Raw genomic sequence first — 25,854 nt, forward strand, 5'->3', positions numbered from 1 at the left:
AACTCGATATGTAGGCGAATGAAGAAGTACATATCTACATATTGTAGTTATAGCGATTTTTAAAGGGTTAATGTAACAAGCTTGTTTTATGAAAACCACCTTTGCAAACAATCAATTAGTTCTGCAAAGGAATAAAATATGAATTTTTTGGCAATGTATCCTAAAATGTTATACAAAGAGGGGGGTGCATGCTATGAGTGAACCGAAGCAGATCAAAGATAAAATCGAACGAAATAGGCATGAGTTAAGTCGTTTGGCGGAGAATCATGGCATGCAGGACAACAAAGTCCTCCGACAGTCCATGGTACTGGACGAGCTTATTAATGAATATAATCGATTCAAATATAAAAGCCATCTCAGGAACAGACAACCGATTGCATAATGCAGTCGGTTTTTTTGTCTAATTAGTGTTCTATAGAAATAGCGTAGTCGACTGTAGCGATACAGTCGGCTTTTTGGCGTTCACCCTGAAACCTATGCGGATAACTTGAAATTCCGTACCAATTCCAGGATTGGCAGGATAGCGGATGATCATTAAAACTGGATATGATGACCCCAGTTATATCCAGATTGATCTGTGAAGGGGGCTCATACAATGATCGGGAGAGGGAGGGATGAACGGAAATGATGGACAAGGTACGCATTTTTTTCGGAAAAAACGTAAACCTGCGCACCAAGTTGCTCCTGTTGTTCCTGGCGCTGACGTTGCTGCCGCTAAGTTTGCAGGGATTGATGAACTACAAGCATTTCTCGCAGACGATGGATCGCAAGACCGAACAGTTCACCATTGATATGGTTCGCCAGATTAACGCCAATCTGAATCGATTGCTGAAGGACTTTGAGCGGTTGTCGCTCTTGCCGCTTTACGATCAGATGGTGCTTGGCATTCTGGGCAAATACAATGCTTCAATGGGTTCGGGTACATGGGCGAGGTCTGAGGATTATCTGAAAATGAAGCTTTACACATCGGGTCAAGCTTATGACCGGCCCGAGATTCGGGGAATTCATCTGATTAGCAACAGCGGCATTTTGTTCTCCAATCTCGATTCGCTGGCGGTCAAGCCGGTATGGGACAGCAGGCAGGATGACTGGTTTGCAGAACTTGAAGACTCGGAAGGGACATGGCGCCTGCTTCCTCCGCATGACCCCGGCTATTACACGGGTGGTCAGCAAGAATCGTATATATCGGTGGGCAGAGTGCTTCGAGATCCGGGTACGCTCCAGCGATTGGGGTACATTCTGATTGACATCCGTCTGGAGGCCTTTGGTCAACTGTTATCCAATCTGAATTATGAGCAAGATGCAAGCCTGATGATTGTAGACAGCAAACAGCGTCTTCTGTTCGAACGGACCTCGACCGGAGGAATGTCTGCGTACGACCAGTTGCTAATGCAGGGACAGCTTCAAAGCTATGCAGGAAACCAAAAAGTTGTTCTGGATGGGCAGCCCTATCTCTATGTACAACATCATTCCAGCTATTCCGGGCTTTCGGTGATCAGTCTTACACCTATTGCTGTGATTCAAAAGGAGTCAGGTGAGATGCTCACCTTTACAATATGGTTCGCAGTGTTATGTATGGCGGGTATAGCGATTCTGGCGGTTCTGTTATCCTATCGTATCACCCGGCCGCTGATTCGACTGAAGCACCACATGATTCGGGTGGAGCAGGGAGATTTTAGCCAGCGGGTAGCACACTTCAGCAGTGATGAATTCGGACAGATTAGCCGGGGCTTTAACCGAATGATGGAAGAGATTCATCGACTGTTCAATGAGGTGTTTCTGCTGGGCATTCAAGAGCGGGAGGCAGAGTTGTCAGCGTTGCAAAGCCAGATGAATCCCCATTTTATATACAACACGCTGGAGTCCATTAACATGATGGCCATTCGCCAGAAGCATGCGGAGGTGTCGGACATGGTGACGGCACTTGGCAAGCTGCTGCGTTATACGATTGATAAGGTGGACCGGATGGTTCCACTTGGAGAAGAACTGGCTTTTGTACAATCCTATGTACGCATTCAGCAGGTACGTTACGACGGCAAGTTAGAGATTATCTATGACATCGAAGAAGCAATAACGGAGTATTTGATTCCTAAGCTGGTTCTGCAACCGCTGGTGGAAAATGCAGTCTACCATGGCATTGAAGGGCAGGAAAATGGAGGAGTAATCTGGGTATCTGCCTTGAAATTCGACCATGAGCTACTGATTAGTGTACGAGACAACGGTAAGGGCATGGCTCAGGCAAAGATTGACGAGTTAAATGAATCCATATCAAAACAGCCTTCCAATGAGGCATTACGTTGCCATGCCGGGGACAGTCTGGGGCTTAACAATATCGCTCAGAGGCTTCGCCTCATGTATGGAGAAGGCGGCAGCCTAAGCATTGATGGGAGTCCCGGGCAGGGCCTGGTGGTCACGATATCCATTCAACTTCTACCGAAAGGGGATTGAAGCGCATGTATAAAGTATTGCTTGTAGAGGATGAGACGGTCATCCGTCAGGGACTGAGGGAACTGATCGTACAAGTGTCTTCTCAGTTTCAGGTAACGGGCGAAGCATCGAGCGGTACCGAGGCGCTGGATTTTCTGAGATGTGAGGTGCCGGATGTGTTAATCACGGATATCCGCATGCGTGAAATGGACGGACTAACTTTGGTAAGCAAAGCCAGAGACATGTACCCTGAATTGCTAATGCTCATCATTAGCGGCTACGGTGAGTTTGAATATGCACGCAAAGCGATGGAGTTCGGGGTGTTGAACTACCTGTTGAAACCAATCGATCGTTATGAACTGGCATTATGCATACAAAAGATTCAATTGCTGCTGGATCGCAGATACGGTATTACAACTCTTTCTATCCCTGAGCCATCTGGCAAAACAGAACACGCTGGTGGAGATACACGGAAGATTATCCGAGATGTGAAGGAGCACATCAAGCAACATCCCGATGGAGATCTGCGACTTCAGACGATAGCCGATCTTGTTAACTTGAACCCTACTTATTTAAGCCAATTGTTCAAGAACGAAATAGGCATCAATTATTCCGAATACATCACGGAGGCACGTATGGAGCGGGCCAAGTGGTTGCTGATCAATACGGGTCTCAAAATCTATGATGTGGCACGGTTATCCGGGCATCAGAGCCCCAAACACTTCATGCTGGTGTTCAAGCAGCAGGTGGGATGGACCGCAGGAGAATATCGAGACCGATTCAGTATCTCTTGAAAAACCATACCATTTCTGTAGTTGACGTGATTTAAGGGGGAACGATGCTTTCGTTATACTTTGGTTGCACATGTATACCACGACGTCCATAAGGGGGATTTCCATGAAAAAAGCAGGACTGATACTGGTGTTTATATTCATGATGATGGCTTCAATCGCGTGCACAAGCTCCAATTCCGGCAGTGAATCTGGGAGTGCAAGCGGAGAGAATGGAGAGGTCGAGCTGAAGTTCATGATGTGGGGCAATCAGGCACATATGGATGTGTACAACAAGTTGATTGATGACTTTACAAAGGAAAATCCAGGCATCAAAGTAACGATGGAATCCGTACCTTTCGCAGAATACCAGCAAAAAATCTCGGTGCTTGCTGCCGGAGGCTCTCTTCCCGATCTCGCCTGGGTATCGGAGCGAATGATACCACAATTCAAGTCCAACCACATTCTGGCCGATGTATCTGAGTTTAAAGATGATGCACAGTTTAAGCTGGATGATTATATTCCAAGTACATTGGATTTGTTCCGTGATGGCGATCAACTGCTAGGGCTACCTTTCTCTACACCTCCGGTGGTCATGTTTTACAATAAAACGCTGTTTGACCAAGCCGGTCTGACTGATCCAAACATACTTGCCACCCAAGGAAAATGGACATGGGAACAGTTCGAAGAGTCCGCCAAAGCCATTACCAGTAAGGATGCGACCAACCGAGTCTATGGTGCCAACTTTTTTCGCGACTGGAAGACCTGGGCGGTGCTTTCCTCCTACTCCTGGTCCAATGGAAGCGGTCCATTCGACGAAGGCATGACAACGTTCACCTGGAACGATGCCTATGGCGTACAGACCTTTGAATTGCTGGAACGCATGATGTTCACCGATGAATCACACCCGAAGGCAGGCGAACAGGTCAGCTTTGAAACGGGCAATGTGGGCATGTTCTTTGATAATTACAGCTATGTTTCCAAAGCAAGAGAAATTACGGATTTTGAATGGAGCATCGCTCCTATGCCTTCCGGTTCTCAAGGCAGTGTGCCGATGCTGGGGCAGGCCGGATATGCCATGTTCAACGACAGTAAACATCCAGAGGAAACGAAGAAACTGTTGAAGTATTTTGCCAGTGAGCAGGGGATTCAGGCGACAGCCACCTACTTTGTTCCTCCGCGTACCTCTGTTCTGAACTCAGATGCATTCATTCTTCAGCTAAATAATCCGAGCAAAGAGCATATCGTGCAGGCGGTCATTGATGAAATGCCAAAAGCGCGCTTAATTCCCGGTCATATCCGTTGGCAGGATATCGACAATGCGGTATTGCAGGGATTTGACCGACTGTTTGCAAAGACAGCGACAGCTGAGGATAACCTGAAACAAATGCAGGAAGAGATCCAAAGCGTGTTGCAACCCTAAATAATTTGATTGAAACCGGAGGTGAGAACGATGAGCAAATTCAAAGAATTACTTGAACGGAAACCGCTGTCGCTGGTGGTCAGCCTGCCTGAGAATGATATTGCTTTGGCTCGGGCAGCTATGGAAGAGGGCGCTGATGCACTGAAGGTGCATTATAATGTCGGTCATCGCGCCAGCGGGAATCATTTTGGTCCATTGGACATGTACGCCGAGGTGTTTCGGGCGATCCGCAGTGAGTTTGGTGGTCCACTTGGAATCGTACCTTCTGGCAGTATTGATGGAGCAAGGCGAGAGGATGTGGAGAGGCTTTCCGGGCTGGGTTTTGACTTCTATTCCATCTATGCACATCACTTGCCATCTTTCATGCTGAGTGACTTGGGGCTTGACCCAACGTTTGCGATCAATGAAGAATATGATGCTTCCCTCGTAACACCGGCAGCGCACTTCGGCTTCACCGCTCTGGAGGCATCCATTGTGCCTGGAAAAGAATATGGTGCACCGCTAAACTTCGCGGATGTACTTAAGTATCGCCGTCTGGTCTTGCAAGCCCAGATACCGGTATTGGTTCCTTCCCAGCGAAAGCTGGTGCCGGAGGATGTTCGGGTGCTGCGCGATACCGGGGTAAAAGCGATCATGCTTGGGGCGGTCGTGACAGGCAACACGGAGGAACAGCTGCGAAGGGCTGTGAACGGGTTCCGCAATGCGGTGGACAGTCTGAACCGTTCGGACTATATAAGTTGAACTAAAGAATATTTACACTTGCCACTCCGATGCCAGAACAACCTTCCGATCGCTGTTATCCCCAGATTTTTTTTGAATCCCATATATAAAGGGGAAATCCGGGGATAAAGGCGACCACTTCGCTTCTTCAGGTTTTTTCTGTCCTCTACGTTCTTGTGTAAATGTATAGTTCACCTTATATAGAATCGTCGCAGAGTTCAGCTTCGGAGGAAATTGGATTAAAAGGGGGAGGCCTGATTGACCCATTCACGCAAGCGCAAAAGAGGGGGGCCGCTCGCCAGAGAGGCCCAGATCGCAGGTTGGCTGTTTGTATCGCCGATGGTGCTTGGGTTTACCCTGCTGCTGTTATTTCCCATGGGTCTCGCGTTATACATGAGCCTGACCGATTGGCCACTGCTGGGGGATCATCATTTTATTGGATTGGATAATTACCGGAATATTATGACAGACGCCATGTTCTGGAAAGTGCTCGCCAATACGGTTTATTTCACAGCGGGGCTGGTGCCGCTTAATATTGTGCTCGCCCTGCTGCTCGCGTTGTTGCTGTCCAGAAATCTGCGGGGCATCGGAATTTTCCGAACAGCGATCTTTGTTCCGGTTATGACCTCGTTGATCGTATGGGCCATCGTGTGGAAGCTGATGTATGCGACAGAGTCTGGATTGATTAATCAGCTTCTGTTGATGCTGGGCATCAAAGGTCCGGCCTGGCTTTACAATCAGGATCTGGCAATGCCAGCGGTTATCGTGACAAGTGTGCTGAAAAATGTCGGTCTGAATATGGTGCTGTTCATTGCAGCGATTCAGCAGGTACCGCGTTCACTGCACGAAGCAGCAACATTAGACGGGGCGGGCAAAAGGGGAACCTTCTTTCACGTCACGCTGCCCATGATCACGCCAACCGTGTTTTTGACCGTAGTCATGACCGTGATTGGTTCACTCAAAGTATTCGGGCAGATCTATGTGATGACACAGGGCGGGCCGAGTAACAGCACCAAGGTATTGGTTTATTATATCTGGGAAAAAGCATTCAAATTATTTCAGTTTGGCTATGCTTCTGCTCTCGCATATGTACTGTTCTTTATCGTGCTAATTCTGACGCTGCTGCAATGGCAGCTCCGAAAGAGGTGGGTATTCAATGAAGGCGATGCCTAGTCCTTCGGGGCGGAAGATAGGAAGTACTCTGGGGACGTATTTGTTGCTGACCCTGATTTCCCTCATTATGATTGTGCCATTTATCTGGATGATATCGACATCATTCAAGGAACCCCAGAGCATATTCACCTATCCACCACAGTGGATACCGGAACCATTCCGATTTCAGAACTACATCGATGTCTTTCGATTGATTCCGTTTCACCGTTTTTATTGGAACAGTATCTACATTTCTGCGTTGGTTGTGCTAGGAACAGTATTTTTTGCTTCCCTCGCCGGTTACGCATTCGCCAAAATTCCGTTTAAAGGACGTAATGTGGTATTTCTCATCCTGCTGAGTGCGATGATGATTCCCCATGAGGTGACGGCGATTCCGATGTTTCTGTTCATGCGGCAGCTGGGGTGGATTGATACCCACCTTCCGCTGATATTATTGCCGATCTTTGGCGCGGGTGGTGTGTTTGGCATCTTTGTGATGCGGCAGTTCTTCATTACGGTGCCAACGGAGCTGGAGGAAGCGGCGATGATGGACGGCTGCAACCGATTCCGGATATATGCGCGAATTATGCTGCCCATTGCCAAGCCGGGTATGGCTACGCTGACGATCTTCACGTTTGTGACGATCTGGAATGAGTTTTTTGATCCGTTGATCTTCATTAACTCGCGTGATCTAATGACGCTTCCGCTTGGATTATCCCTGTTTACAGATGAAGTGGGTACAGCCTGGCAATATCTGATGAGCGCCACCGTCATGGCAACCTTGCCACTGTTAATTGTTTTTTTCCTGGCACAACGGCGCTTCATTGAGGGGGTTGCCATGACGGGACTGAAAGAGTAAACCGTGTAATACGTGCAATAGAACGAAGGAGGGACAACATTTGCGTGAACGGATGAGCATGAAAAAGGAAGAAGCAGATGTCGTTATTGTGGGAGGGGGCCCTGCGGGTATAGCGGCAGCCATTGCGGCTGGACGGCAGGGGATACGAACAGTGCTGGTGGAGCGATATGGATTCGTGGGCGGGATGTCAACCGCCGCTATGGTTTATCCTTGGATGACTTTCCATACGGAGCGCGGTGAGCAGGTCATTAAAGGTATTGCGCAGGAGATTGTAGATCGTTTGCAGGTACGTGGCGGCTCCCCGGGGCATCTGCGCGATACGGTTGGATTTGTGCATACCGTCACGCCGTACCGTCCAGCCATCTTTCAGGTGGTTGCGGCAGAGATGTTGCAGGAGGCTGGTGTCCGGCTGTTATTGCACAGCTTTGTGGACGAGGTGGTCGTTGTAGAGGATCGGGTGGAAGCGGTGCGAGTGACCAACAAATCTGGAAGAAAGGAGTTCCAGGCGAATGTATTTGTGGATGCAAGCGGTGATGCGGATCTGGCTTATCTTGCGGGTGCTTCTGTGGCAAAAGGACGAGACGGCGACCATCAGTCACAGCCAATGACCATGAAATTCCGCATGCGTGGTGTCGATCTTGGACGAGTGAAACAATACATGCTGGAGCACCCGGAGGACTTCTATGTGAAAACTCCTTTTGCTGAACTGGACAGCATTCCGTTAACCGGGGTGAGTGGTTTCTACTCCCAGTGGAAAAAAGCAGGTGTGCCGATTAATCGCGACCAGGTATTGTTTTTTACCGGACCGGCAGAAGATGAAGTGCTGATTAATTGTACCCGAGTGCAGGGGCTCGATGCGACGGATGCCGAGGATCTGACCTCTGCGGAACAGGAAGGCCGGAAGCAGGTGCTGATGATCGCTGAGTTTTTGCAGCGTGATGTGCCTGGATTTGAACGGGCTTCGATCTCGGCAGTAGCGCCGCAGATTGGTATCCGTGAATCCAGACGAATCATTGGGCATTATGCCTTAACTCAGGCGGACGTGGTTGCAGGACGGAAATTTGACGATGTGATTGCCAGAAGTGGTTATCCGATTGATATCCATGACCCTTCGGGTCAAGGTGTTGTGGCTGCCTTTATAGAGGGGGATGGGGCGTATGATATTCCGTATCGCTGTCTGATCTCTAGCAATATCCGCAATCTGCTGGCGGCAGGACGCTGCATCTCTACCACACATGAGGCGCATGCAACGACAAGGCTGACTCCAAGCTGCATGGCTACCGGGGAGGCCGCGGGGACAGCGGCTGCACTAACAGTGAAGATGAAGCTGGACCCGGTGAAACTGCCGATCGAGCTGTTACAGGCGAAATTACGTCACAACGGAGCGGCGATCTAGCGGATGAGCTGAGTCTGGGCTAAAATGGGCGAATCGGGCGAATCATTATAGTGGGAGTGGGTGTTTATTTAATTCGCGGTGGCTTAAGTTTTAACGAACCTGAGACGACTAATGTGGGGCTATAAGCTGAAATGAAAAATGTAACGAATCTCAGTGAAGTTATTTTACTCAAAACTCTGAAATAGGGGGTAAAAGTGGGGGGAATCGGAAGAATAGAGCGTCTACGATTCGTTAGATTAGAAACTATCCCAAAAATAGCTAAATAAGCTTCCTTCAGTTCGTTAGAGATTGATGGGGAGCTTGTACATTGATGAGCATAACTGTAGCCCCAAAGACTCCAATTCCACTGCATGGGTGGATTTAGAGTCTTTGGGGCGCTTTCATTTTTTTCATCCATTTGGTTCTTTCCTTCATGCCTAATCATATCTAATCAATCACGGGGTCTCGGTTCCTTCATGTTCCATCATGTGTCGTATTCTTTCATGCCTTATTCTCTCCGATTATCAATTCATCCGTGCCTCAAGTCGTCTTGCGACAATGGATAGCGCGTAGTTGATGGCAAAATACAATACGGCTGCGAGCAGCAGGGCCGGGATAATGTAATCAAAACTTTGACCGCCAAGGATCTGCACGTTGTGCATCAGTTCCGGCAGAGAGATGATGATCGCCAGTGAAGTATCCTTCAGTAGTGAGATGAATTGGCTGACCATCGGCGGGGACATGCGGCGTAGCGCCTGTGGCATGATGATTCCACCGAGGGTCTGCATGTAGCTCAGGCCCGAGGAGCGGGCAGCTTCCACCTGACCGCGCTCAACGGATTTCAGACCGCTACGGACGATCTCGGCGATCATCGCGCCTTCGAACAGACTCAGTCCAACAACTGTGGACCAGAAGACGGACATCTTAATCCCGAGCTGCGGAAGCACCATGTGGATGAAGAAAATGATGAGCAACAGCGGCAGATTCCGGATCGTATCCACGATCACCGCCACGATCTGTGACAGAACAGGGATACGGGTAAACCGGATCGTACCCAGCACAGTGCCAAGCACAAAGCTGAATATAATGGATAGCCCTGCTACCTGCAGGGTAATCAGGAATCCATGAAGCAGGAAACGAAGGTTGGGCCACGCATAGGCCCCGCTAAAGTCCATATTTTATTAGCCTCCTTCTGTATGCAGGAATGGAATATTGAAGATCAATAGATGGAGCATGGACTGTGTATAAAGCAACTCAAGCACCGTAGCAGTGAATTACAATATGCACTGTGACATGATCACCAATGCAAGCAAAACACAGACGATCCAGTACTCATTTAAACCACATGGACAAGCCAATATATCTCCCTAAAAATCTACGCCAGGTACAAGTCGATCTGTTACATGGTAACCTGACCTGCCGGTTTGTTCTTTTTCGGTTTGCCTTTGGTGCTGCGCGCCTCTGCATCGCTCTGTCCAAACCTGCGCTCCATATAATGCACCAGGAAGCTAAGTGGTAGTGTCAGCACCAGATAGAACAGCGCAACAATGGTGTACACACTTAGCGGCTGGAACGTATCCGAGTTAACCAAGTCGGCAAAATACATAAGATCCATACCGGCGACAACGGCAAGAATGGATGAGTTTTTGACCAGATTGATGAACTGGTTGCCGATGGACGGCAATACAATCTTGATGGCCTGGGGCAGAATGATCAGGTTCATGGCCTGTACATAGGACAAGCCGGAAGACCGTGCTGCTTCCAGTTGTCCACGCGGCACCGTCTGAATGCCCGCTCGGATCGCTTCGGCAATGAAAGCGGCGGTGTAGATGGTCAGACCCAGAGTACCGGAGACAAACCCATCCAGCGAAATGCCAAGTGCAGGCAGTCCAAGATAGAAGAAAAACACAACCAACAGCAATGGAATGTTTCGGATAAATTCCACAAAAGCCGTGCCGATCCAATTCAGAGGTTTCACAGGGGATATCCGAAAGATAGCCAGGATCGCGCCAAGGATAAAGCTGCCAATGAGAGCCATGATGCTCACTTGAATCGTATTCAGGAACCCTTCCAGAAAACGATCCGAGTGTCGCATCAGTACGCTGAAATCCAATGTGCCCATATAGGCGAAGCCTCCGTTCTCCAGATGTAGAAACGGCGATTACGTCTGCTCATGCTTTGCATCCAGCAGACGAATTCGCCGCTTACCTATCTTAATTCGGGTTACTCGGGCTTGGAGCCGAGCCATTTCTCATGTAATGTGTCATATTCCCCGCTGTCTTTCATGCTTTTGAGCAGCGTGTTGACTTCCTCCACGAAGGCAGTGTCGCCTTTGCGAATGGCCATACCATAAGGTTCGCTTGTGAAATTGCCACCAACCAATTGGAAGCTGTTATCCGTCTGTTGCATACCGATGAGGATGATGTTATCTGTGGTCAGCGCTTCGCCTTTACCTGCTTTGAGAGCAGTGAATGCATCCTGATAGTTATCGAATTCAAGCACCTCAGCATCCGGGGCTTTCTCGCGAATATTTTGAGCGGATGTGGAGCCTTTCACCGCGAGCACTTTCACCCCGCTGAGGCTTTCCAGGCCGGTAATCGTACTGTCATTTTTCACCAGCAGGGATTGGCCTGCCTCGAAATAAACATCACTGAAATCTACCTGTTCCTTACGCTCATCCGTGATTGTCATCGTGGCGATGATGATGTCGATGTCTCCATTTTGCAACATGGGAATACGTGTCTTGGAAGTGACCTCTTTCAGTTCAACCTTAGTCTCATCTCCAAGGATCTGTTTGGCGAGTGCCTTGGCGATATCAATATCGAACCCTTCAACGTTGCCACTTGCAGGATCTTTCAAGCCAAACAGCTTCGTATCGTATTTCACACCGGCAATGAGCTTGCCACGTTCCTTAATCCGCTCAATCGTGCCTTTCGCCTCGGCGTCACCACCACCGCTCGCTGAAGGTGTATCTGTACCTGTACTACAACCGGACAATACAAGGGAGAGAATGAGGACAAGCATAAATGATGGCCATTTCAATAATTTCTTCATGAATAAAAGACCCCTTTCAAAATGGAATAGTGGATTATTCTCAATGATGAATCAGACGGCTCAGGAATTGCTGTGCTCGTTCTTCTCTGGGGTTGTCAAAAAATTCAGCAGCTTGGGCCTCTTCTACAATTCGGCCTTCGTCCATGAAGATGACCCGGTCCGCAACTTCACGGGCGAATCCCATCTCATGGGTAACAACGACCATGGTCATGCCATTATGGGCAAGGGAACGCATGACATCGAGGACTTCCCCGATCATCTCGGGATCGAGAGCAGAGGTTGGTTCGTCAAAAAGCATGATTTTGGGCTCCATGGCGAGTCCTCTGGCGATGGCTACCCGTTGTTGCTGTCCACCGGACAACTGGGAGGGGTAACTGTCTGCTTTGTCGGCAATGCCCACTCGGGTCAGATACTTCATAGCTGTTGCGGCTGCCTGTTCTTTGGGTTGTTTACGCACCTTCATGGGTGCAAGGGTAATGTTATCGATGACTTTTTTGTGAGGATAAAGATTGAAGTGTTGAAATACCATGCCGATGTCACGGCGGAAGAGGTTAATGTCCACCTTTTTCTGATGTAGAGGAATCCCACTGACGACAAGTTCACCTTCGGTAATGGTCTCCAAGCGGTTAATACAGCGGAGTAACGTGCTTTTGCCGGAGCCGGAAGGTCCGATAATGACGACGACTTCTCCTTCTTCAATGTGAAGATGGATATCCTTGAGGACATGAAAATGACCGAAATGTTTCTGGACACCCCTAAATTCAATCAAGAGTACACCCCATCCTTTCTGCAACGTCTGTGTGTAAAAGGAATAATAAGGAATAAATTGAAACTAGTTATTTAATCATACATAGTCATCCTGCTTATGGCAATTGGTTTGTGATAAAACATGACATAAGTAATGGGTTCCCTAGGGCTATAGCCAGAAAATATGTTATATATCTGTCATGTTATTAAATGCCTTGTGACGAATCCTGACAGAAAAATGAATCTATTCTCCTAGTTGATTTCCAACCTTTGGAATAGTTGTATAGAGTATACTGGGAGTGATGTTTGATTTATGACTCTGATTAACAAAACAAATAGCATCAAGTTCCACGTGTACATGGCAAGAAAGCTCAACCCTACACGTCATGCCATTGATATGATGGAGCGAGAGAGCGTCCGTATGAACGTTAAGTAAGGAGAGTAAAAGCGATGTATTGATCCCATAACAATTCCATTACATGTAGAGAGGATGATTCTGCACGATGAATACATATCACTCCCCAATGTCGACAGGAGCAAGTGCCCAGTCCGATGTTCGAGCTTATGAAGCCAATTTGCCTGTCATTCCTGTACAGGATTTTCAGCTTAAAGACTATGGAGCTGTTGGAGACGGCGTAACAGATAATACGGAGATGTTCCGACTTGCCATCGCTTCATGTGCTGAAGCAGGAGGTGGGAGAATCGTAATTCCTGCCGGGGTATGGCTCACAGGCCCGATTGTAATGCGCAGCCGGATCGAACTACATGTGGAAGCAGGGGCACTGGTTACGTTTAGCCGAGATTTTGATCAATACCCATTAATTGCATCAAGCTTCGAAGGATGGCAGGTGGTCCGTTGCCAATCCCCGATCGATGGTGATCAACTGGAGGATATTGCGATTACTGGTGAGGGGATATGGGATGGGGGCGGGGAGGCATGGCGTCCGGTGAAACGCTCCAAAATGACCACTTCACAATGGAACCAATTGGTCGCTTCCGGTGGTGTTGTAGAGCAATCCGGCGGAGATGAAGAAATCTGGTGGCCTACCACAGCTGCACTTGAGGGTGGCACCATCGCGAATCGATTGCATCAGGAGCAGGTGCGTGATGTCGCTGCCTATGAAGAAGTCAGAGACTTTTTACGTCCCAACATGGTCAGTTTACGGAGATGCAAACGGGTACTGCTGGACGGTCCAACGTTTCAGAACTCGCCTGCATGGAATCTGCACCCCTGGGCATCTGAGCATGTCACCATTCGTAACGTGAGTGTGCGGAATCCGTGGTTTTCTCAGAATGGAGATGGGCTGGACGTTGAATCCTGCCGTCATGTGGTGGTGGAGAATAGTGTATTCGATGTCGGTGATGATGCGATCTGTCTGAAATCAGGCAAGGATGCCGAAGGCCGTGAACTGGGTCTTCCATCGGAGTACATCACCATTCGGGATTGCACGGTGTATCACGGTCATGGCGGGTTTGTAATTGGCAGTGAAATGTCCGGTGGAGTGCGGCATGTGCGTGTGTCGGATTGTACGTTTATCGGAACGGACATTGGACTTCGCTTCAAAAGCGCACGTGGGCGCGGCGGAGTGGTTGAGGACATTCAGATTGAGCGCATATATATGAAAGATATCATTATGGAAGCGATCTCGTTTTCCTTTTTCTATGCAAATCAGGAAGGGTCTGCCCGGGGCAGTGATCTATCTCAGGAGATTAGCGAAGAGACGCCAGTGTTCCGAGATATTCGAATATCGGATGTGATCTGTGCGGGTGCCGACACTGCGTTGCTTGTGAGTGGATTGCCGGAACAGCCTTTGGATGGGGTGATCATCCAGCGTTACAACGTGCAAGCTCGCAGTGGTATCCAATGTGCTCATGCAAAACATCTGCATATCGCTGAATTGCAGGCGCAGATCACTGAAGGTCCGCTGGTTCATTTGCACCAGTGCAAAGGGGCAGAATTAGAGAGCATTCAGGGCAAAGGTGCAGATGGCCGACTTCTGATGGTGACCGGACACGAGTCCGCAGGCATTGTATGTCGTGAAGGCGATGCTGACACAGACGGTCGCCAGATCTCTGTGGGTCCCGAGGTACGAAGTGGTGTGATCATTCGCAGGTAAAAGCTATGTAATAAGGTTTATACAAGTTGGTCAAACTCAGCCGCAGTGGCGTAGCCATAGATCCAGTAATCGTGGTGCTTCACGATATAAGGGATGCGTAATCTCTGGAGCAAGGCTACCCACTCGGCTTTTATATGAAGTTATCTGAAGATCTACCGGTGTTCCTTGCGATAGCGTAGCGGTGTTGTACCGGTAACCTGTTTGAATGTTTTGTTAAAATGAGCCGTATGTTCAAATCCTACCTTCTCAGCGATCATCTGGACACGCTCTTGTGTGGACAGTAATCTTCGTTGTGCTTCCCGGACACGAACAACCCGCAAATATTCGCTAAATCGAAACCCGGTAAACCGGCTGAACATTCGGCTCAGATAGGATGGACTGATATAAAAACGATTGGCTGCACCCTCCAATGTAAGTGGTTCGGTATAGTTTTTATTCACATAAGTGACAATTTCACTGATTTTGTCCTGCATCGGATGCAAGGGACCGGGGCATGACTGCCGGATGTCCTCCTCTACCCGATGGATACGGATCAAAAGTTGGGCAAGCAGACTTCTTACGGCGATCTCATAGTGAGGGCGTCGCTCTTTGCATTCTTGCAGCATCTGCCACAATATACGCTCCATCTCGGGCTGTTCCGCTTCAGGCAGGCGAAGGAGTCTTGAACAATTAAAAGGCAGCAGACCACATATGCCAAGTTCCATCCCCGTTGCAAAAGCAGGAGAAAAACCGATTAATATCCGTTCGAAGCCGGGAATACTTCCTTTGGAGGTGGTATGTACATCGTGTGGATTAATCAGAATAAAATCACCCTTGCGGGCGGACAGAATCTGACCATTCATGGAATACACTCGTTCACCTTCAAGTAAGTAATACAGTTCGTAGAATGGATGAGCGTGAGGTTGTGGCATACCATTCCCATCATGTCTGCGCATATGTTCAATGGTAAATGAATGTTCACCGATTCGGTATTTGGGTCCAATCCGGTCCTCTATGAGACTCATGGTACAGCTCCCCTCTGCTTCACGGATTAACAACGATATCCATATCATAACGGAACATCCATCTTTTTGTAAACGCTATCATTGGAAATGAAATATTTCTTTAATCCTATCGTTAAATACCGAGAGAATGAATTTGGCATGGTACTTATGTGCTGTCAAGGTGACAAAACTTGAATGATGTTTTAGAGTAGGGGGAGAGAGGCGAAACTCTGGTTAAGGAGTGCCTTCAATATGATTTGGAAGGAAGGAAACAGGTTATGACGACACATGAATTATCGCCATTGGTTGCTGCGCTCAATATGCAACCTCACGTTGAAGGCGGTTGGTATAAGGAAGAATGGAAGGCGTCTTATCAGATTCCACAGTCCGTTCTGCCGGATACATACTCCGGTCCACGATTCTCGGCAAGTTCCACGTATTTCCTGCTACACGCACATGAAATCTCCGAGTGGCATACGGTTCTGTCCGATGAACTTTGGCTGTGGCACAGCGGCAGTCCAGTTGAACTGAAGCTGGGTGGCAATGGGGAGAACCCGGAGAACGAGGAAGTTCTTGTTCTGGGGATGGATATTGCTGCGGGGCAATCACCACAGGTGCTCGTTCCTGCCGGCGTATGGCAGACAGCGCGTCCGCTGGGCGATGAGCCTGTACTGGTAACTTGCGTAGTAGCGCCAGGTTTCCACTTTGATGATTTCAAGCTGGTATCCAAAAGCGAATAGGTTTTAATATGTGAAAATCCCGATCCGAGATGCTCAGTGCATCCGAATCGGGATTTTTTTGGATCGAGCGTATAAAGTATGCTGAGGTCTATGCCTAGTTCAGGGATAGATCATTCCCTTTTGAATAAGCATCACTTTTGGCAATGACTAATCACTTCGGATTCTCGTTACTCATCCAGCTGTCCACATAAAACTCCTCATGATAATCCGGTTGCTGAGCGAGTTCTTTGAGCTTCTGTTCAGCTTCTTCAGCGGTAAGATATTCTCCAATAACTGCTGTAAACTCACCAGTGGACGTTTTGAGGAAAGAGATGTCCTCATCCGGATAGGATTCTTTAATTATACCCATCGATTCTCCAAAAGGCATTGATTCTGTGCGGAGAGAGTATACCTTCCGAGGTGTGACCGGTTTGCCGTCGGAAGTCAGTTTCACTTCCAGGTATCCAGGGTTCTTGAATTCCGTTACGGCATACTGTACCCCTTCTTTTAAAACAACTACGAATCCGACGGAAGAGTCGTCTAAAATCATGGAACCATAAACATCTTTCACTAAAGGCTGGGTCATGAAGTCGGCTTTGACTTTCTCTATATCCATGTAACGTGCACCGCTAAAAGTGAAGAGGATGCGATTCGGTGCTTCTTTGTGTACCACATTATAATGGGGTGCATCATTAGTCTGATCTTGCTCGTCGGTACTAAAATTGATTTTAAGCGTATTTTCGGTTGCTTCCGATCCCACAGTTACACCATCTGTAACTTTGCCTCCATCGCCAAATTGCAACACCTGAACAATAGATCCAACCACAGGTATTTTGACCATGGCGTTTGCGACAGTAGGAATGTTGACTATGAACAGAAAAGCGGCACATGCTGCCAGAATGGAAGCGTAGCGAATGATACGGGAGGAGCTTTTGCGAGCGGCAGCCTTTTGCTGGGCTTGACGAATAACGTCAGTAAGTTGAGCAGGGATTTCAATATTTTCGTAACGATCTTTTCCTGTCATACGTTCTCAACCTCTCCTTCAATCAAATAAAATTTTAATTTTTTGATAATACGATAGAATTTGGACTTAACTGTATTTTCCGGTATGGAGAGCACTTCAGCCATCTCTCGAAAAGGCAGATTCACAAAGAATTTTAATATAATATAGGCTCTTTCCTCGGGGATAAGCCGGTCCAGTGCGTCATATAGATCCATTTTTTCTTCTAGCGACGCCCCTCGCTCTGGAGCTACAAACTCCTGCACATGATCCTCCATATAGGTCACTCGCTGGTTGCGTCGAATATGGTCTATCGCTGTGTTAATCACAATTCGTGACATCCAGGAATCAAAATAAGTCATGGACTCCATCTTTCCATAAGCGATGAACCCTTTATAGACCGCTTCGGATACGATATCCAGCGCTTCTTGTTCATTTTTAACATAGCAGTATGCCAGTCGATATAATTTATTTTGAATCTCTGTTATTTTTTCGCTGAACTGTTCTTCTTTTGTCTTTCTATGGTTCAGTCTAATCACTCCTGATCCCCCCTGATCAACCTAAATATTCAAGTCACCGCTCGTTCCAGGCCTGGATTCTATAGAAGTGCTTGAGTTCGCTTGACACTCGTTAGACTGGTGAGGAGAAGAAATAGTTCTAAACGGTCAAAAAAACTTTTTTTCTTTTGGCCCTGAATAGGATAACGAGCCTCGCCTCCATTCTTAACATAGAATAGTTTGCCTATAACATCACATACCAAAACACCCGCTCTTCTAAGATCGAAGGCGGGTGTAATCGAATTAATTTGCTTATATTAGAAGTTAAAGTTGTCTGGATCAGAACCAAATCGTTTATTCTCGTTCAGACTGTTAATCTGCTCTATTTCTTCCGAAGTTAACTCAAAATCGTAGAGATCGGCATTCGCGTGAATACGCTCAGGCGTAACGGATTTTGGTATCGTCACGATGCCGTTCTGCAGATCCCAGCGCAGAATTACTTGTGCGGGGGACTTGCTGTATTTGGCGGCGATATCCTTCAGCAACGGATGATCCATCAGATGACCTTGTCCGAGCGGAGACCAGGCTTCGATCTGAATCTGATGTTTGTTGCAGTACTCACGAAGCTCTGACTGAATCAATAGTGGGTGAAGCTCCACCTGATTAACTGCTGGTTTGATCGTGGCATCGATCATCAAGTCTTCCAGATGGTGAATCTGGAAGTTGCTCACACCGATCGCGCGGATGCGTCCTTCTTTATGGAGTTTCTCCAGCGCTCGCCATGTGTCTTTGTACTTGCCCTTAACCGGCCAGTGGATAAGATAGAGATCCAGGTACTCCAGTTCGAGTCGTTCCATGCTTGCTTCGAAGGCAGCCAGCGTGGATTCATATCCCTGATCACTATTCCATACTTTAGTGGTAATGAACAGATCCTCACGAGCTACTCCAGATTCACGAATACCCTGAGCGACACCTGTTTCGTTGTTATACGCTTTGGCAGTGTCGATGCTGCGATAACCAGCTTGAATGGCTGTTTTGACAGCATGAACGACTTCGTCTCCGTCTTTAACTTTGAATACCCCAAAGCCCAGCCATGGCATTTTGACTCCGTTATAGAGCGTGGTTGTGTCCTGCACGTGTTTCATGGTCCGAAATTCCTCCTCTTATTGATTCATTGTTCCAATATGTAATTACCCTGCTGTTCAGCAGCCAATCGATATCGAAGGGCCGTCTTGAATGATTATACTAAAATCTGCCTGGTCTTGGTAAAGGGAGTGATCCATTTTACGAAGTAAACACCGCTATTATCCTTTTCTTCAACCAGAGGTTTGGTTTTGACGCTTGTGGGTGATAAGATGAAGTATACGAAATATGGAAGTCAAGACTTTGTAATTGGAGAGTTTACATAAGCATTTTGCATAAATCCCATGAGCGTCTTCCAATCAGCAAGATATAGATCGAAATGATCCTGTTCGTCTATATCTTGTACCCGTGAGCGTTTAGAATCGAATTATGCAAGATGCCGACATAAGAACAGACGAAGTGCGGAATCGGGTACAGGCCGGGCCGTACGATTAACGATAAAGGAGCAAGAATACAATGGCTAAACCTAAACAAACCAAAAAAGCAGCTGCCTGGTCTCTCGTAGTAATGGGAGCGGGATTTGCTGCATCCTTGCCGTTCCAGGGCGTTCCTGTGGGCAAGTTGCTGGTAGGATCATTTGAAGCTGGACTCGTGGGTGGACTTGCGGACTGGTTCGCAGTTACCGCATTATTCCGTCACCCGCTCGGCATTCCAATTCCGCACACAGCATTGCTGCCGAAGAATCGCGATAAAATGACGGAAGGTCTGGTCTCCGCGGTAGAAAATAACTTGCTCAACAAAGACAGCATTACCGAGAAAATTGCAGATTTCAAAGCAGCAGAGACGGTGCTAGATACGTTGACACGTGAGCTTCACAGTGACGGGATCAAGACGATGATTGATACACTCTGCAAACGAATTCTGGCTGGTCTGCCGTTAGAGCAGATTGCTCCGCTCGTGGCACGTGAGATCAAGTCACAAGCGGGAGCCTTTGATCTGGGTCCGATTCTGGAACGGGCTGCCCACCAGATGACAGAGCGGGGTTACGACGCCAAAGCGCTGGACTACGGACTGAAGCAAGCCGAGGAGTGGCTGGTTAAACCCGAGACGATCATGTTTTTGGGTGAAAGCGGCATGAAAGCCATTAGTGGCATTCAGATGAACGGATTGATGCAGTTTGCGATGAATGCGTTCCTGGGTTATATGAACGAGGAGCGTCTGGGTGGCATTTTGCAAGGATATCTCTTCGATCGGGTAGAGGATATGAAACGTGAAGGCAGTGCTCTAAGATACAAGGTGCTTGATATGGTACGTACCCAGACGGTGCGTTTGGCAATGAGTGAGGCTATGCAAGATGGAATCAACAGTTGGAAGAACAATATGCTGGAGGGCTGGAACGCAGAGGAAACGGTGCTGAACAAACTCACCGAACTGAGAGACAAGGCGCTCGCCGCGATGGAAGATGGACAGTATGTAGATACGTATGCACTGCCTGCCATTGAGCGGGTATTGGTTGATCTGCGGGCAGATGACGCGTTGATGACAGGCATGAATGCCAAGATCGTAAATGGCGTCACAACACTGCTGGAGAAAAATCATTCCAAAATCGGTAAACTGGTACGCGAAAATGTGGACAAAATGGACAATGCCACTTTGGTTTCGATGATTGAGGATAAGGTTGGACAGGATCTGCAATGGATTCGGATCAACGGAGCCGTTACCGGATTTGTTATCGGGATTGCGCTGACTGCGCTACAGATGGCATTAGCATAACCTAAAAGAGCCACCCTTGAAGTAATAGGGCAAGGCTCTTTTTGTTATGCAAATATCAATGGAGATATAGATACGCATCTTTTTCTATTTAGAGGTTAACTGCTTGGCTTGCCCTGGCAGATCGTCCGCTGTGACCTCTTCCCAGTGTGTAACACCACGCAGCGTGGATACATATAGTTTCAGATAGGCCCCATTTTTGAGTAGCTTACTGGTGGAGAAGCTAAGTGTTTTGGATTTTCCTTCGTCTGTATAGCCGATCAGTTCATAAGCATATCTGCCATTGTCATCCTTGTTGACTGTAGTCTGATTCACAGTGGTATAGTAGGTTGTTTTGCCGGCAGGGTTATCGGGAGTCAATTTAGCAGGGTCCATGAAGAAGAGCCACAGGCAAGTCAGAATAACGAGTACCAATGCGAGAATAGTGAATGCTTTTTTCATGTTCTTGTCCTCCTTTAATCTCGGTAAATTTAGGACGATGCGATGTCTTTATATTTCAGGCGGCGGATCGACCAGGTAGCAAACAGAAGGATAAAGAGACTGTTCATGAAAAGAAAAACGATATTCTCCGAGGATGTCAGTCCCTTTTGACTCAGAACGCCCATGCCTATAGTTAACAAGGAGTAGGGGAATAACATGCCGATTTTCAGCACATACATGCCTAGTCCCAGAAAGACTGCACAAAGGCTGATGCCAATTGGCGTCGCAAAGCTTCTTATCCGGATCGACAACCCTAGTTGCAGTGCAGCAATAGAGATAGCGGCAAACCATCCTCGCAGGCTCCATACGACGGTCTCCATCGGGAACGGACCCGGAATGACGAACAGTTTGCCTGCTGCCCAGTACATGAGCATGAAGAAGGCTTGAGCCGAGAAGATCAATATGCCAACAATGACCAACTTGGCAACAAATAGGCTGGTGACTGACACTGGAGAAGCCAGAATCATATTCCAGTTGCGATTGCTGTGTTCCAGGCGGCATACAAAGGCACAACAGATAGCGATCAGGATGGGCAGGAAGAATTCTCCGTAAAACAAACTGACCTGTGTCCACAGGCTGTACCACCCGTTTTGTAAAGCCGCTTGATTAAAATAAAAGTTAAAGCATCCGATAAGCAGACTGATAATAGGCAGAATGGCCAGTACCAGGCTGATCCGGGAATGCCGAAGTTTAAGCCATTCTGCGGAAATGCTCCTCAGCATGTGTTCCCCTCCTCAAATCTCTTGTCTTGAAGCATGAATATTCCCTGCAAAATAGAAGATGGCAGCCATCAACAAGGCGGCTAAGAAAAGACCGACAGGCAGCATACCCGATACATAGGTACCCGAAGATGCGCTGTAAATATAAGTGACTGGATTCAGATCCATGTAGTAAGACCAGATGAAAAGGTGACGTACACCTGCTGGAAACAACCCCGATGTTGTTCCGATGAATCCGCCTAGCATACCCAGACATAACGCAAAAGCCTGATTGCGTACTGTAAGAGACAACCATTGCTGAAGAGCGGTGATGGCGAGTGTAGTTAGCATTGTGCCTATAGCGAACTGCACAAGCAGGGAAAGTGGCAGCGGACCGGAAATATTTTTGGATAAACCGAAACCGACAATGAACACAGCTTGCGCAAGGATACCATAAAGGATCAGGCTGTTCGCACATATGTATTTGGCTGTGTAGACATGATTACGTCCGGTGTTGGTCGTCATTAGCATCTTCCAGGTGTTCCCCTTATGCTCCATATCACAGATGCGGGATACAACGATAGCCGATATAATGGGCAGAAACAGACCGTTCATGGAAGCGATGCTGAAGATCAAGGCTTCCCAGCTCGCATTGGTTGCACTTCGGGAGATGGAGATACTCATGGACATGGAGGCCCAGATCATCTCAGCGGCTAGAAAAAGAGATAGCATGACCCAGATCTTTTTGCGGCGGATTTTAAAATACTCTAGGGATAGAGCTTTCATTACAGGCTCCGCTCCTTTCCGGTCAGATCCAGGAATATACCTTCCAGACTTTTCTTGTATTCCTCGATACGAATCACAGGAATATCGTGTTGTACCAGCACTTTATTCATCTGCGAGACTTCTTCGTCACGAAGGTAGTCGAACACCAGTTGTTTGCCCTGGACTGTAGGCATGTAGCCTTGAGTCAAAAGGATTTTTTCCGCCCTTGCCGTATCCGTCGTCTGAAAACGTATGGTAGCCTTGTTATTGGCCTGAAGACTCTGCATGCTTCCCTGAAACAGAAGTTTGCCATCACTGATAATGCCGACTGAGGTAGCAATCTGTTCGATCTCTGATAACAGGTGGCTGGATAGCAGGACTGTTATGCCGTATTGACCAGGAAGGGACTTGATCAATTCCCTGATCTCACCGATCCCGGACGGATCAAGTCCGTTCGTAGGTTCATCCAGAATAAGCAGGCTTGGGAAGGCAAGCAGGGCCATGGCAATACCGAGTCTTTGCTTCATCCCCAGCGAATACTGATCGGCCTGTTTATGTTTTTGATTTTCAAGTCGAACAATTTTGAGAGCTTCATCAATATTTTTGTTCGGTACGTTCCGTAGTCGCTGCATGACTTTCATATTCTCAAGTCCAGTCAAGTGGCCGTAATAAGATGGAGATTCGATCAGTGAACCTGTCTGATTCAGAATGGAAGGGCGATGTTTATTCAGATCTTTGCCAAACACCTTTACAGTGCCTTCGGTAGGTTTGATCAAACCCAACAGCATTTTTAATGTGGTTGTTTTGCCTGCTCCGTTCGGACCCAGGAAGCCAAAAATCTGTCCCGTCTCAACTGCCAGATTGACCTGATGTACGCGGTTAGTACCGCCATAAGATTTGGACAGGTTATGCGTTTCCACGATGGGGGAACTGTTTATCATTGATCTCAACTCCATTTCACTAATGTCTCTGTTGCTCTAAATATAGATCAGGCTTCTTGCTCGTAGCTGAAGATAACCTTACAATTACCTTAAATGGAAATGGAAAATATCGGATGAATGCCTTTATGATGTATAATAAAAAGGGTGATATCAATGGAATTATTGAAGAATAAGAAAATATTGATCGTAGATGATGAGCCCGAAATACGGGAAATGATTGAACGTTTTTTACGGAAAGAAGGTTTTTTTCGGGTCTATACGGCCGATAACTTCGTGAATGCCTTGGCAGTATGCAGGCTTGAAAAACCGGATGCAGCAATCCTGGACGTGATGCTTCCAGATGGGGATGGGTTCTCTCTGCTCTCTTCGATCCGGTCATTCTCGGACATGCCTGTTCTGTTCCTGTCGGCACGTGGTGAAGATGAGGATCGATTGCTCGGTCTGGGGCTGGGAGCGGATGATTATATGGTCAAGCCCTTTCTGCCAAGAGAGTTGATTCTCAGGCTGATGGCTATTCTGAAGCGGGTATATGCCTCCAATACGGTGGAGAGATTGCCTGTATTCCGTTTAGGTGAACAAACCATTGATCTGGAGAGTGCTGTTGTACAGGGGACAGACAGGGAGCTTCCATTGACAGCTAAGGAGCATTCCATACTGATCAAGTTGTATGAGAATCAAGGCCGGATTGTAACCAGTGATGCCCTGTGTCAAGCCGTATGGGGAGACGAGAGTTATGGTTATGAAAATACACTGATGGTGCATGTTCGGCGAATCCGGGAGAAGATTGAGGAAGACCCATCCAAACCGATATTTTTGCTAACCGTTCGGGGACTTGGTTACAAACTGATGGCTCAGGAGCCTAGGTGATGGATGGCGTTGTTCGAATTCTAAGAAAGTTTGTAGGATCTACCATTCTGGTATCTGTGGTGCTGTTATTGTTCAATCTAATTCTGCTAGGTTCGCTGATCTTCAAGGAAATTCATGAGGGTCCTTCCCCCGGTGCGGTTGTGAAACAGATGGCCAGTGGCCTGAGTAAGGGCGAGCAGGGGGACTATGCGCTAAACAGCGATGGAATGCAACTGCTGGATACATATCAGGCTTGGGCAATGCTGCTCGATCCCCAGGGCAAGGTACAGTGGAGCGAACGGCTTCCGGCTGAAATCCCGCGCTCTTATAATGTGACGGATGTTGCGAAGTTCGCGCGATACTATCTTAAGGAATACCCGGTGTACGTATGGGAACGTGAAGATGGATTATTGGTCGTAGGCTACCCTAAGAATACGTACGGAAAATACCAGTTCGACTTTCTGGCAGAGTGGCTCAAGTCATTGCCTATTCGGATCATACTATTGTTGGTGTGTAATGTGGCTCTTGCTCTACTAGTATCCATACTCATTGGAACGCGGGTGATCCGTAGTATTCGACCGTTAATCCATGGCATTCATGCATTGGCAAAGGAAGAGCCTGTTCACGTCGAAACCAAAGGTATATTTAATGATCTGTCTCAAAGCATCAATTCAACATCCCGTATGCTTCAGGACAAGGATGATGCTCTAAAAGCGAGAGATGAAGCGCGATCCAACTGGATCGCAGGCATTTCTCATGATATACGGACACCCTTGTCCATGATTCTGGGTTACGCGAGTGAGTTGGAGGAGCAATCGGATTTGTCAGCCGAGCACAAACAGCAGGCCTCCATTATTCGTCGCCAGGGTGAACGCCTGCGGTCACTGGTCAGTGATCTAAACCTGGTATCCATGCTGGAGTATGAGATGCAGCCTCTACAGTTGAAGTCGATTCGACTCTCGGTACTAGCAAGGCAGGCTGTGTCGGATTTTTTGAATAATGGACTGGATGAGCGTTATCCAATCTCGCTTCATGTTCAGGACGAGAGTCTTCATGTTATGGGGGATGAACGATTATTGTATCGTGCAGTAACGAATTTGGTACAAAACAGTATCAGGCATAACCCGGATGGATGTGCAATTGTGCTGGAAACGAGCCGTTCAGCGGAGGATTTATGTTGTGAGTTTGTGGTATCTGATGATGGGATAGGAATTCCAAAAGAGTATCTGGACGATGTGGTGGTACTCCCTTATGCCGCAGGACGTGTACGGCCCTCCCGCCAGGGACATGGCTTGGGGCTTCCAATGGTATCAAGGATTGCAAAGGCTCATCGGGGAAGGCTTATTCTCACGAGTGACAGTGGGGAAGGGTTTAGAGCTGTATTGCAGTTGCCTGCTACTTAGAAAAACACCTGCCTTGGACAGGTGT

25 protein-coding genes are annotated in these 25,854 nt (G+C 47.7%); 13 read left to right on the forward strand and 12 right to left on the reverse strand.

Annotated features, from left to right (window positions below; genetic code table 11):
* Window positions 1-193 precede the first annotated feature (193 nt).
* From MHI55_RS02375 to MHI55_RS02410, 8 genes are all read left to right on the forward strand, one after another.
* Window positions 194-382, forward strand: coding sequence for an aspartyl-phosphate phosphatase Spo0E family protein (locus MHI55_RS02375; protein WP_282319606.1), 189 nt, complete (start codon window positions 194-196; stop codon window positions 380-382).
* A gap of 242 nt (window positions 383-624) precedes the next feature.
* Complete coding sequence (locus MHI55_RS02380) at window positions 625-2,448, forward strand: sensor histidine kinase (protein WP_340388621.1); 1,824 nt, start codon at window positions 625-627, stop codon at window positions 2,446-2,448.
* A gap of 5 nt (window positions 2,449-2,453) precedes the next feature.
* The gene (locus MHI55_RS02385) at window positions 2,454-3,221 is read left to right on the forward strand and encodes a response regulator (RefSeq protein WP_340388623.1); all 768 of its coding nucleotides are present in this window, start codon (window positions 2,454-2,456) and stop codon (window positions 3,219-3,221) included.
* Between the two features lie 103 nt (window positions 3,222-3,324).
* Window positions 3,325-4,620, forward strand: a complete 1,296-nt coding sequence (locus tag MHI55_RS02390) for a sugar ABC transporter substrate-binding protein (protein ID WP_340388625.1) — start codon at window positions 3,325-3,327, stop codon at window positions 4,618-4,620.
* Window positions 4,621-4,650: 30 nt separating this feature from the next.
* Window positions 4,651-5,361, forward strand: a complete 711-nt coding sequence (locus MHI55_RS02395; protein ID WP_340388627.1) for a hypothetical protein — start codon at window positions 4,651-4,653, stop codon at window positions 5,359-5,361.
* Window positions 5,362-5,598: 237 nt separating this feature from the next.
* Entirely contained in the window at window positions 5,599-6,513 is a 915-nt protein-coding gene (locus MHI55_RS02400) for a sugar ABC transporter permease (RefSeq protein ID WP_340388629.1), read from the forward strand.
* On the forward strand, window positions 6,497-7,351 hold the full coding sequence (locus MHI55_RS02405) for a carbohydrate ABC transporter permease (protein WP_127548007.1): 855 nt from the start codon (window positions 6,497-6,499) through the stop codon (window positions 7,349-7,351). The genes MHI55_RS02400 and MHI55_RS02405 overlap by 17 nt, the downstream gene beginning before the upstream one ends.
* Window positions 7,352-7,409: 58 nt before the next feature.
* On the forward strand, window positions 7,410-8,747 hold the full coding sequence (locus MHI55_RS02410; RefSeq protein WP_340390561.1) for an FAD-dependent oxidoreductase: 1,338 nt from the start codon (window positions 7,410-7,412) through the stop codon (window positions 8,745-8,747).
* 503 nt (window positions 8,748-9,250) lie between these two features.
* Here the strand turns inward: MHI55_RS02410 and MHI55_RS02415 are convergent.
* The 4 genes from MHI55_RS02415 to MHI55_RS02430 form a co-directional block, all read right to left on the reverse strand.
* Window positions 9,251-9,901 (reverse strand): amino acid ABC transporter permease, encoded by a 651-nt coding sequence (locus MHI55_RS02415; protein WP_076253898.1) that lies wholly within the window; start codon window positions 9,899-9,901, stop codon window positions 9,251-9,253.
* A 224-nt stretch (window positions 9,902-10,125) separates the two neighbouring features.
* Window positions 10,126-10,848 (reverse strand): amino acid ABC transporter permease, encoded by a 723-nt coding sequence (locus tag MHI55_RS02420; protein WP_036616642.1) that lies wholly within the window; start codon window positions 10,846-10,848, stop codon window positions 10,126-10,128.
* A 101-nt stretch (window positions 10,849-10,949) separates the two neighbouring features.
* Window positions 10,950-11,780: a transporter substrate-binding domain-containing protein gene (locus MHI55_RS02425; RefSeq protein ID WP_340388631.1), complete on the reverse strand. Its 831-nt coding sequence runs from the start codon at window positions 11,778-11,780 to the stop codon at window positions 10,950-10,952.
* A 40-nt stretch (window positions 11,781-11,820) separates the two neighbouring features.
* The gene (locus MHI55_RS02430; protein ID WP_051447440.1) at window positions 11,821-12,549 is read right to left on the reverse strand and encodes an amino acid ABC transporter ATP-binding protein; all 729 of its coding nucleotides are present in this window, start codon (window positions 12,547-12,549) and stop codon (window positions 11,821-11,823) included.
* Between the two features lie 481 nt (window positions 12,550-13,030).
* Here MHI55_RS02430 and MHI55_RS02435 point away from each other — a divergent pair, with 481 nt between their 5' ends.
* Window positions 13,031-14,644: a glycoside hydrolase family 28 protein gene (locus MHI55_RS02435; protein WP_036616650.1), complete on the forward strand. Its 1,614-nt coding sequence runs from the start codon at window positions 13,031-13,033 to the stop codon at window positions 14,642-14,644.
* A 152-nt stretch (window positions 14,645-14,796) separates the two neighbouring features.
* On the opposite strand, the gene MHI55_RS02440 is transcribed toward MHI55_RS02435, so the two are convergent.
* Complete coding sequence (locus MHI55_RS02440; RefSeq protein WP_036616653.1) at window positions 14,797-15,648, reverse strand: AraC family transcriptional regulator; 852 nt, start codon at window positions 15,646-15,648, stop codon at window positions 14,797-14,799.
* Window positions 15,649-15,905: 257 nt separating this feature from the next.
* On the opposite strand from MHI55_RS02440, the gene MHI55_RS02445 reads away from it, so the two are divergent.
* Window positions 15,906-16,367, forward strand: coding sequence for a cupin domain-containing protein (locus MHI55_RS02445; protein ID WP_017691032.1), 462 nt, complete (start codon window positions 15,906-15,908; stop codon window positions 16,365-16,367).
* Between the two features lie 151 nt (window positions 16,368-16,518).
* On the opposite strand, the gene MHI55_RS02450 is transcribed toward MHI55_RS02445, so the two are convergent.
* The 3 genes from MHI55_RS02450 to MHI55_RS02460 all read right to left on the reverse strand — a co-directional run bounded on the left by MHI55_RS02450 (window position 16,519) and on the right by MHI55_RS02460 (window position 18,988).
* The gene (locus MHI55_RS02450) at window positions 16,519-17,370 is read right to left on the reverse strand and encodes a DUF4179 domain-containing protein (RefSeq protein WP_036616655.1); all 852 of its coding nucleotides are present in this window, start codon (window positions 17,368-17,370) and stop codon (window positions 16,519-16,521) included.
* Window positions 17,367-17,885 carry a sigma-70 family RNA polymerase sigma factor gene (locus MHI55_RS02455; protein ID WP_036616657.1) on the reverse strand — a complete coding sequence of 173 codons (519 nt, stop codon included), beginning with the start codon at window positions 17,883-17,885 and terminating at the stop codon, window positions 17,367-17,369. Before MHI55_RS02455 ends, MHI55_RS02450 begins: the two co-directional genes overlap by 4 nt.
* Window positions 17,886-18,160: 275 nt before the next feature.
* Complete coding sequence (locus MHI55_RS02460) at window positions 18,161-18,988, reverse strand: aldo/keto reductase (protein WP_036616658.1); 828 nt, start codon at window positions 18,986-18,988, stop codon at window positions 18,161-18,163.
* Between the two features lie 454 nt (window positions 18,989-19,442).
* Here MHI55_RS02460 and MHI55_RS02465 point away from each other — a divergent pair, with 454 nt between their 5' ends.
* Window positions 19,443-20,699 carry a DUF445 domain-containing protein gene (locus tag MHI55_RS02465; RefSeq protein ID WP_340388633.1) on the forward strand — a complete coding sequence of 419 codons (1,257 nt, stop codon included), beginning with the start codon at window positions 19,443-19,445 and terminating at the stop codon, window positions 20,697-20,699.
* Between the two features lie 84 nt (window positions 20,700-20,783).
* Here the strand turns inward: MHI55_RS02465 and MHI55_RS02470 are convergent, their stop codons facing one another.
* From MHI55_RS02470 to MHI55_RS02485, 4 genes are read right to left on the reverse strand one after another with little or no spacing between them, the layout of a single operon-like run.
* The gene (locus MHI55_RS02470) at window positions 20,784-21,137 is read right to left on the reverse strand and encodes a YxeA family protein (RefSeq protein WP_036616662.1); all 354 of its coding nucleotides are present in this window, start codon (window positions 21,135-21,137) and stop codon (window positions 20,784-20,786) included.
* Window positions 21,138-21,166: 29 nt separating this feature from the next.
* Window positions 21,167-21,898, reverse strand: coding sequence for an ABC transporter permease (locus tag MHI55_RS02475; RefSeq protein WP_036616664.1), 732 nt, complete (start codon window positions 21,896-21,898; stop codon window positions 21,167-21,169).
* A 12-nt stretch (window positions 21,899-21,910) separates the two neighbouring features.
* Window positions 21,911-22,660, reverse strand: a complete 750-nt coding sequence (locus MHI55_RS02480) for an ABC transporter permease (RefSeq protein ID WP_036673138.1) — start codon at window positions 22,658-22,660, stop codon at window positions 21,911-21,913.
* The gene (locus tag MHI55_RS02485) at window positions 22,660-23,577 is read right to left on the reverse strand and encodes an ABC transporter ATP-binding protein (protein WP_036616824.1); all 918 of its coding nucleotides are present in this window, start codon (window positions 23,575-23,577) and stop codon (window positions 22,660-22,662) included. The genes MHI55_RS02480 and MHI55_RS02485 overlap by 1 nt, the downstream gene beginning before the upstream one ends.
* A gap of 156 nt (window positions 23,578-23,733) precedes the next feature.
* On the opposite strand from MHI55_RS02485, the gene MHI55_RS02490 reads away from it, so the two are divergent.
* On the forward strand, window positions 23,734-24,447 hold the full coding sequence (locus MHI55_RS02490) for a response regulator transcription factor (protein ID WP_339190160.1): 714 nt from the start codon (window positions 23,734-23,736) through the stop codon (window positions 24,445-24,447).
* Window positions 24,447-25,829, forward strand: coding sequence for a HAMP domain-containing sensor histidine kinase (locus MHI55_RS02495; RefSeq protein WP_340388635.1), 1,383 nt, complete (start codon window positions 24,447-24,449; stop codon window positions 25,827-25,829). The genes MHI55_RS02490 and MHI55_RS02495 overlap by 1 nt, the downstream gene beginning before the upstream one ends.
* Window positions 25,830-25,854: the final 25 nt, after the last annotated feature.

Source organism: Paenibacillus sp. FSL E2-0151 (assembly GCF_037993015.1).
Classification (GTDB): Bacteria; Bacillota; Bacilli; order Paenibacillales; family Paenibacillaceae; genus Paenibacillus; species Paenibacillus amylolyticus.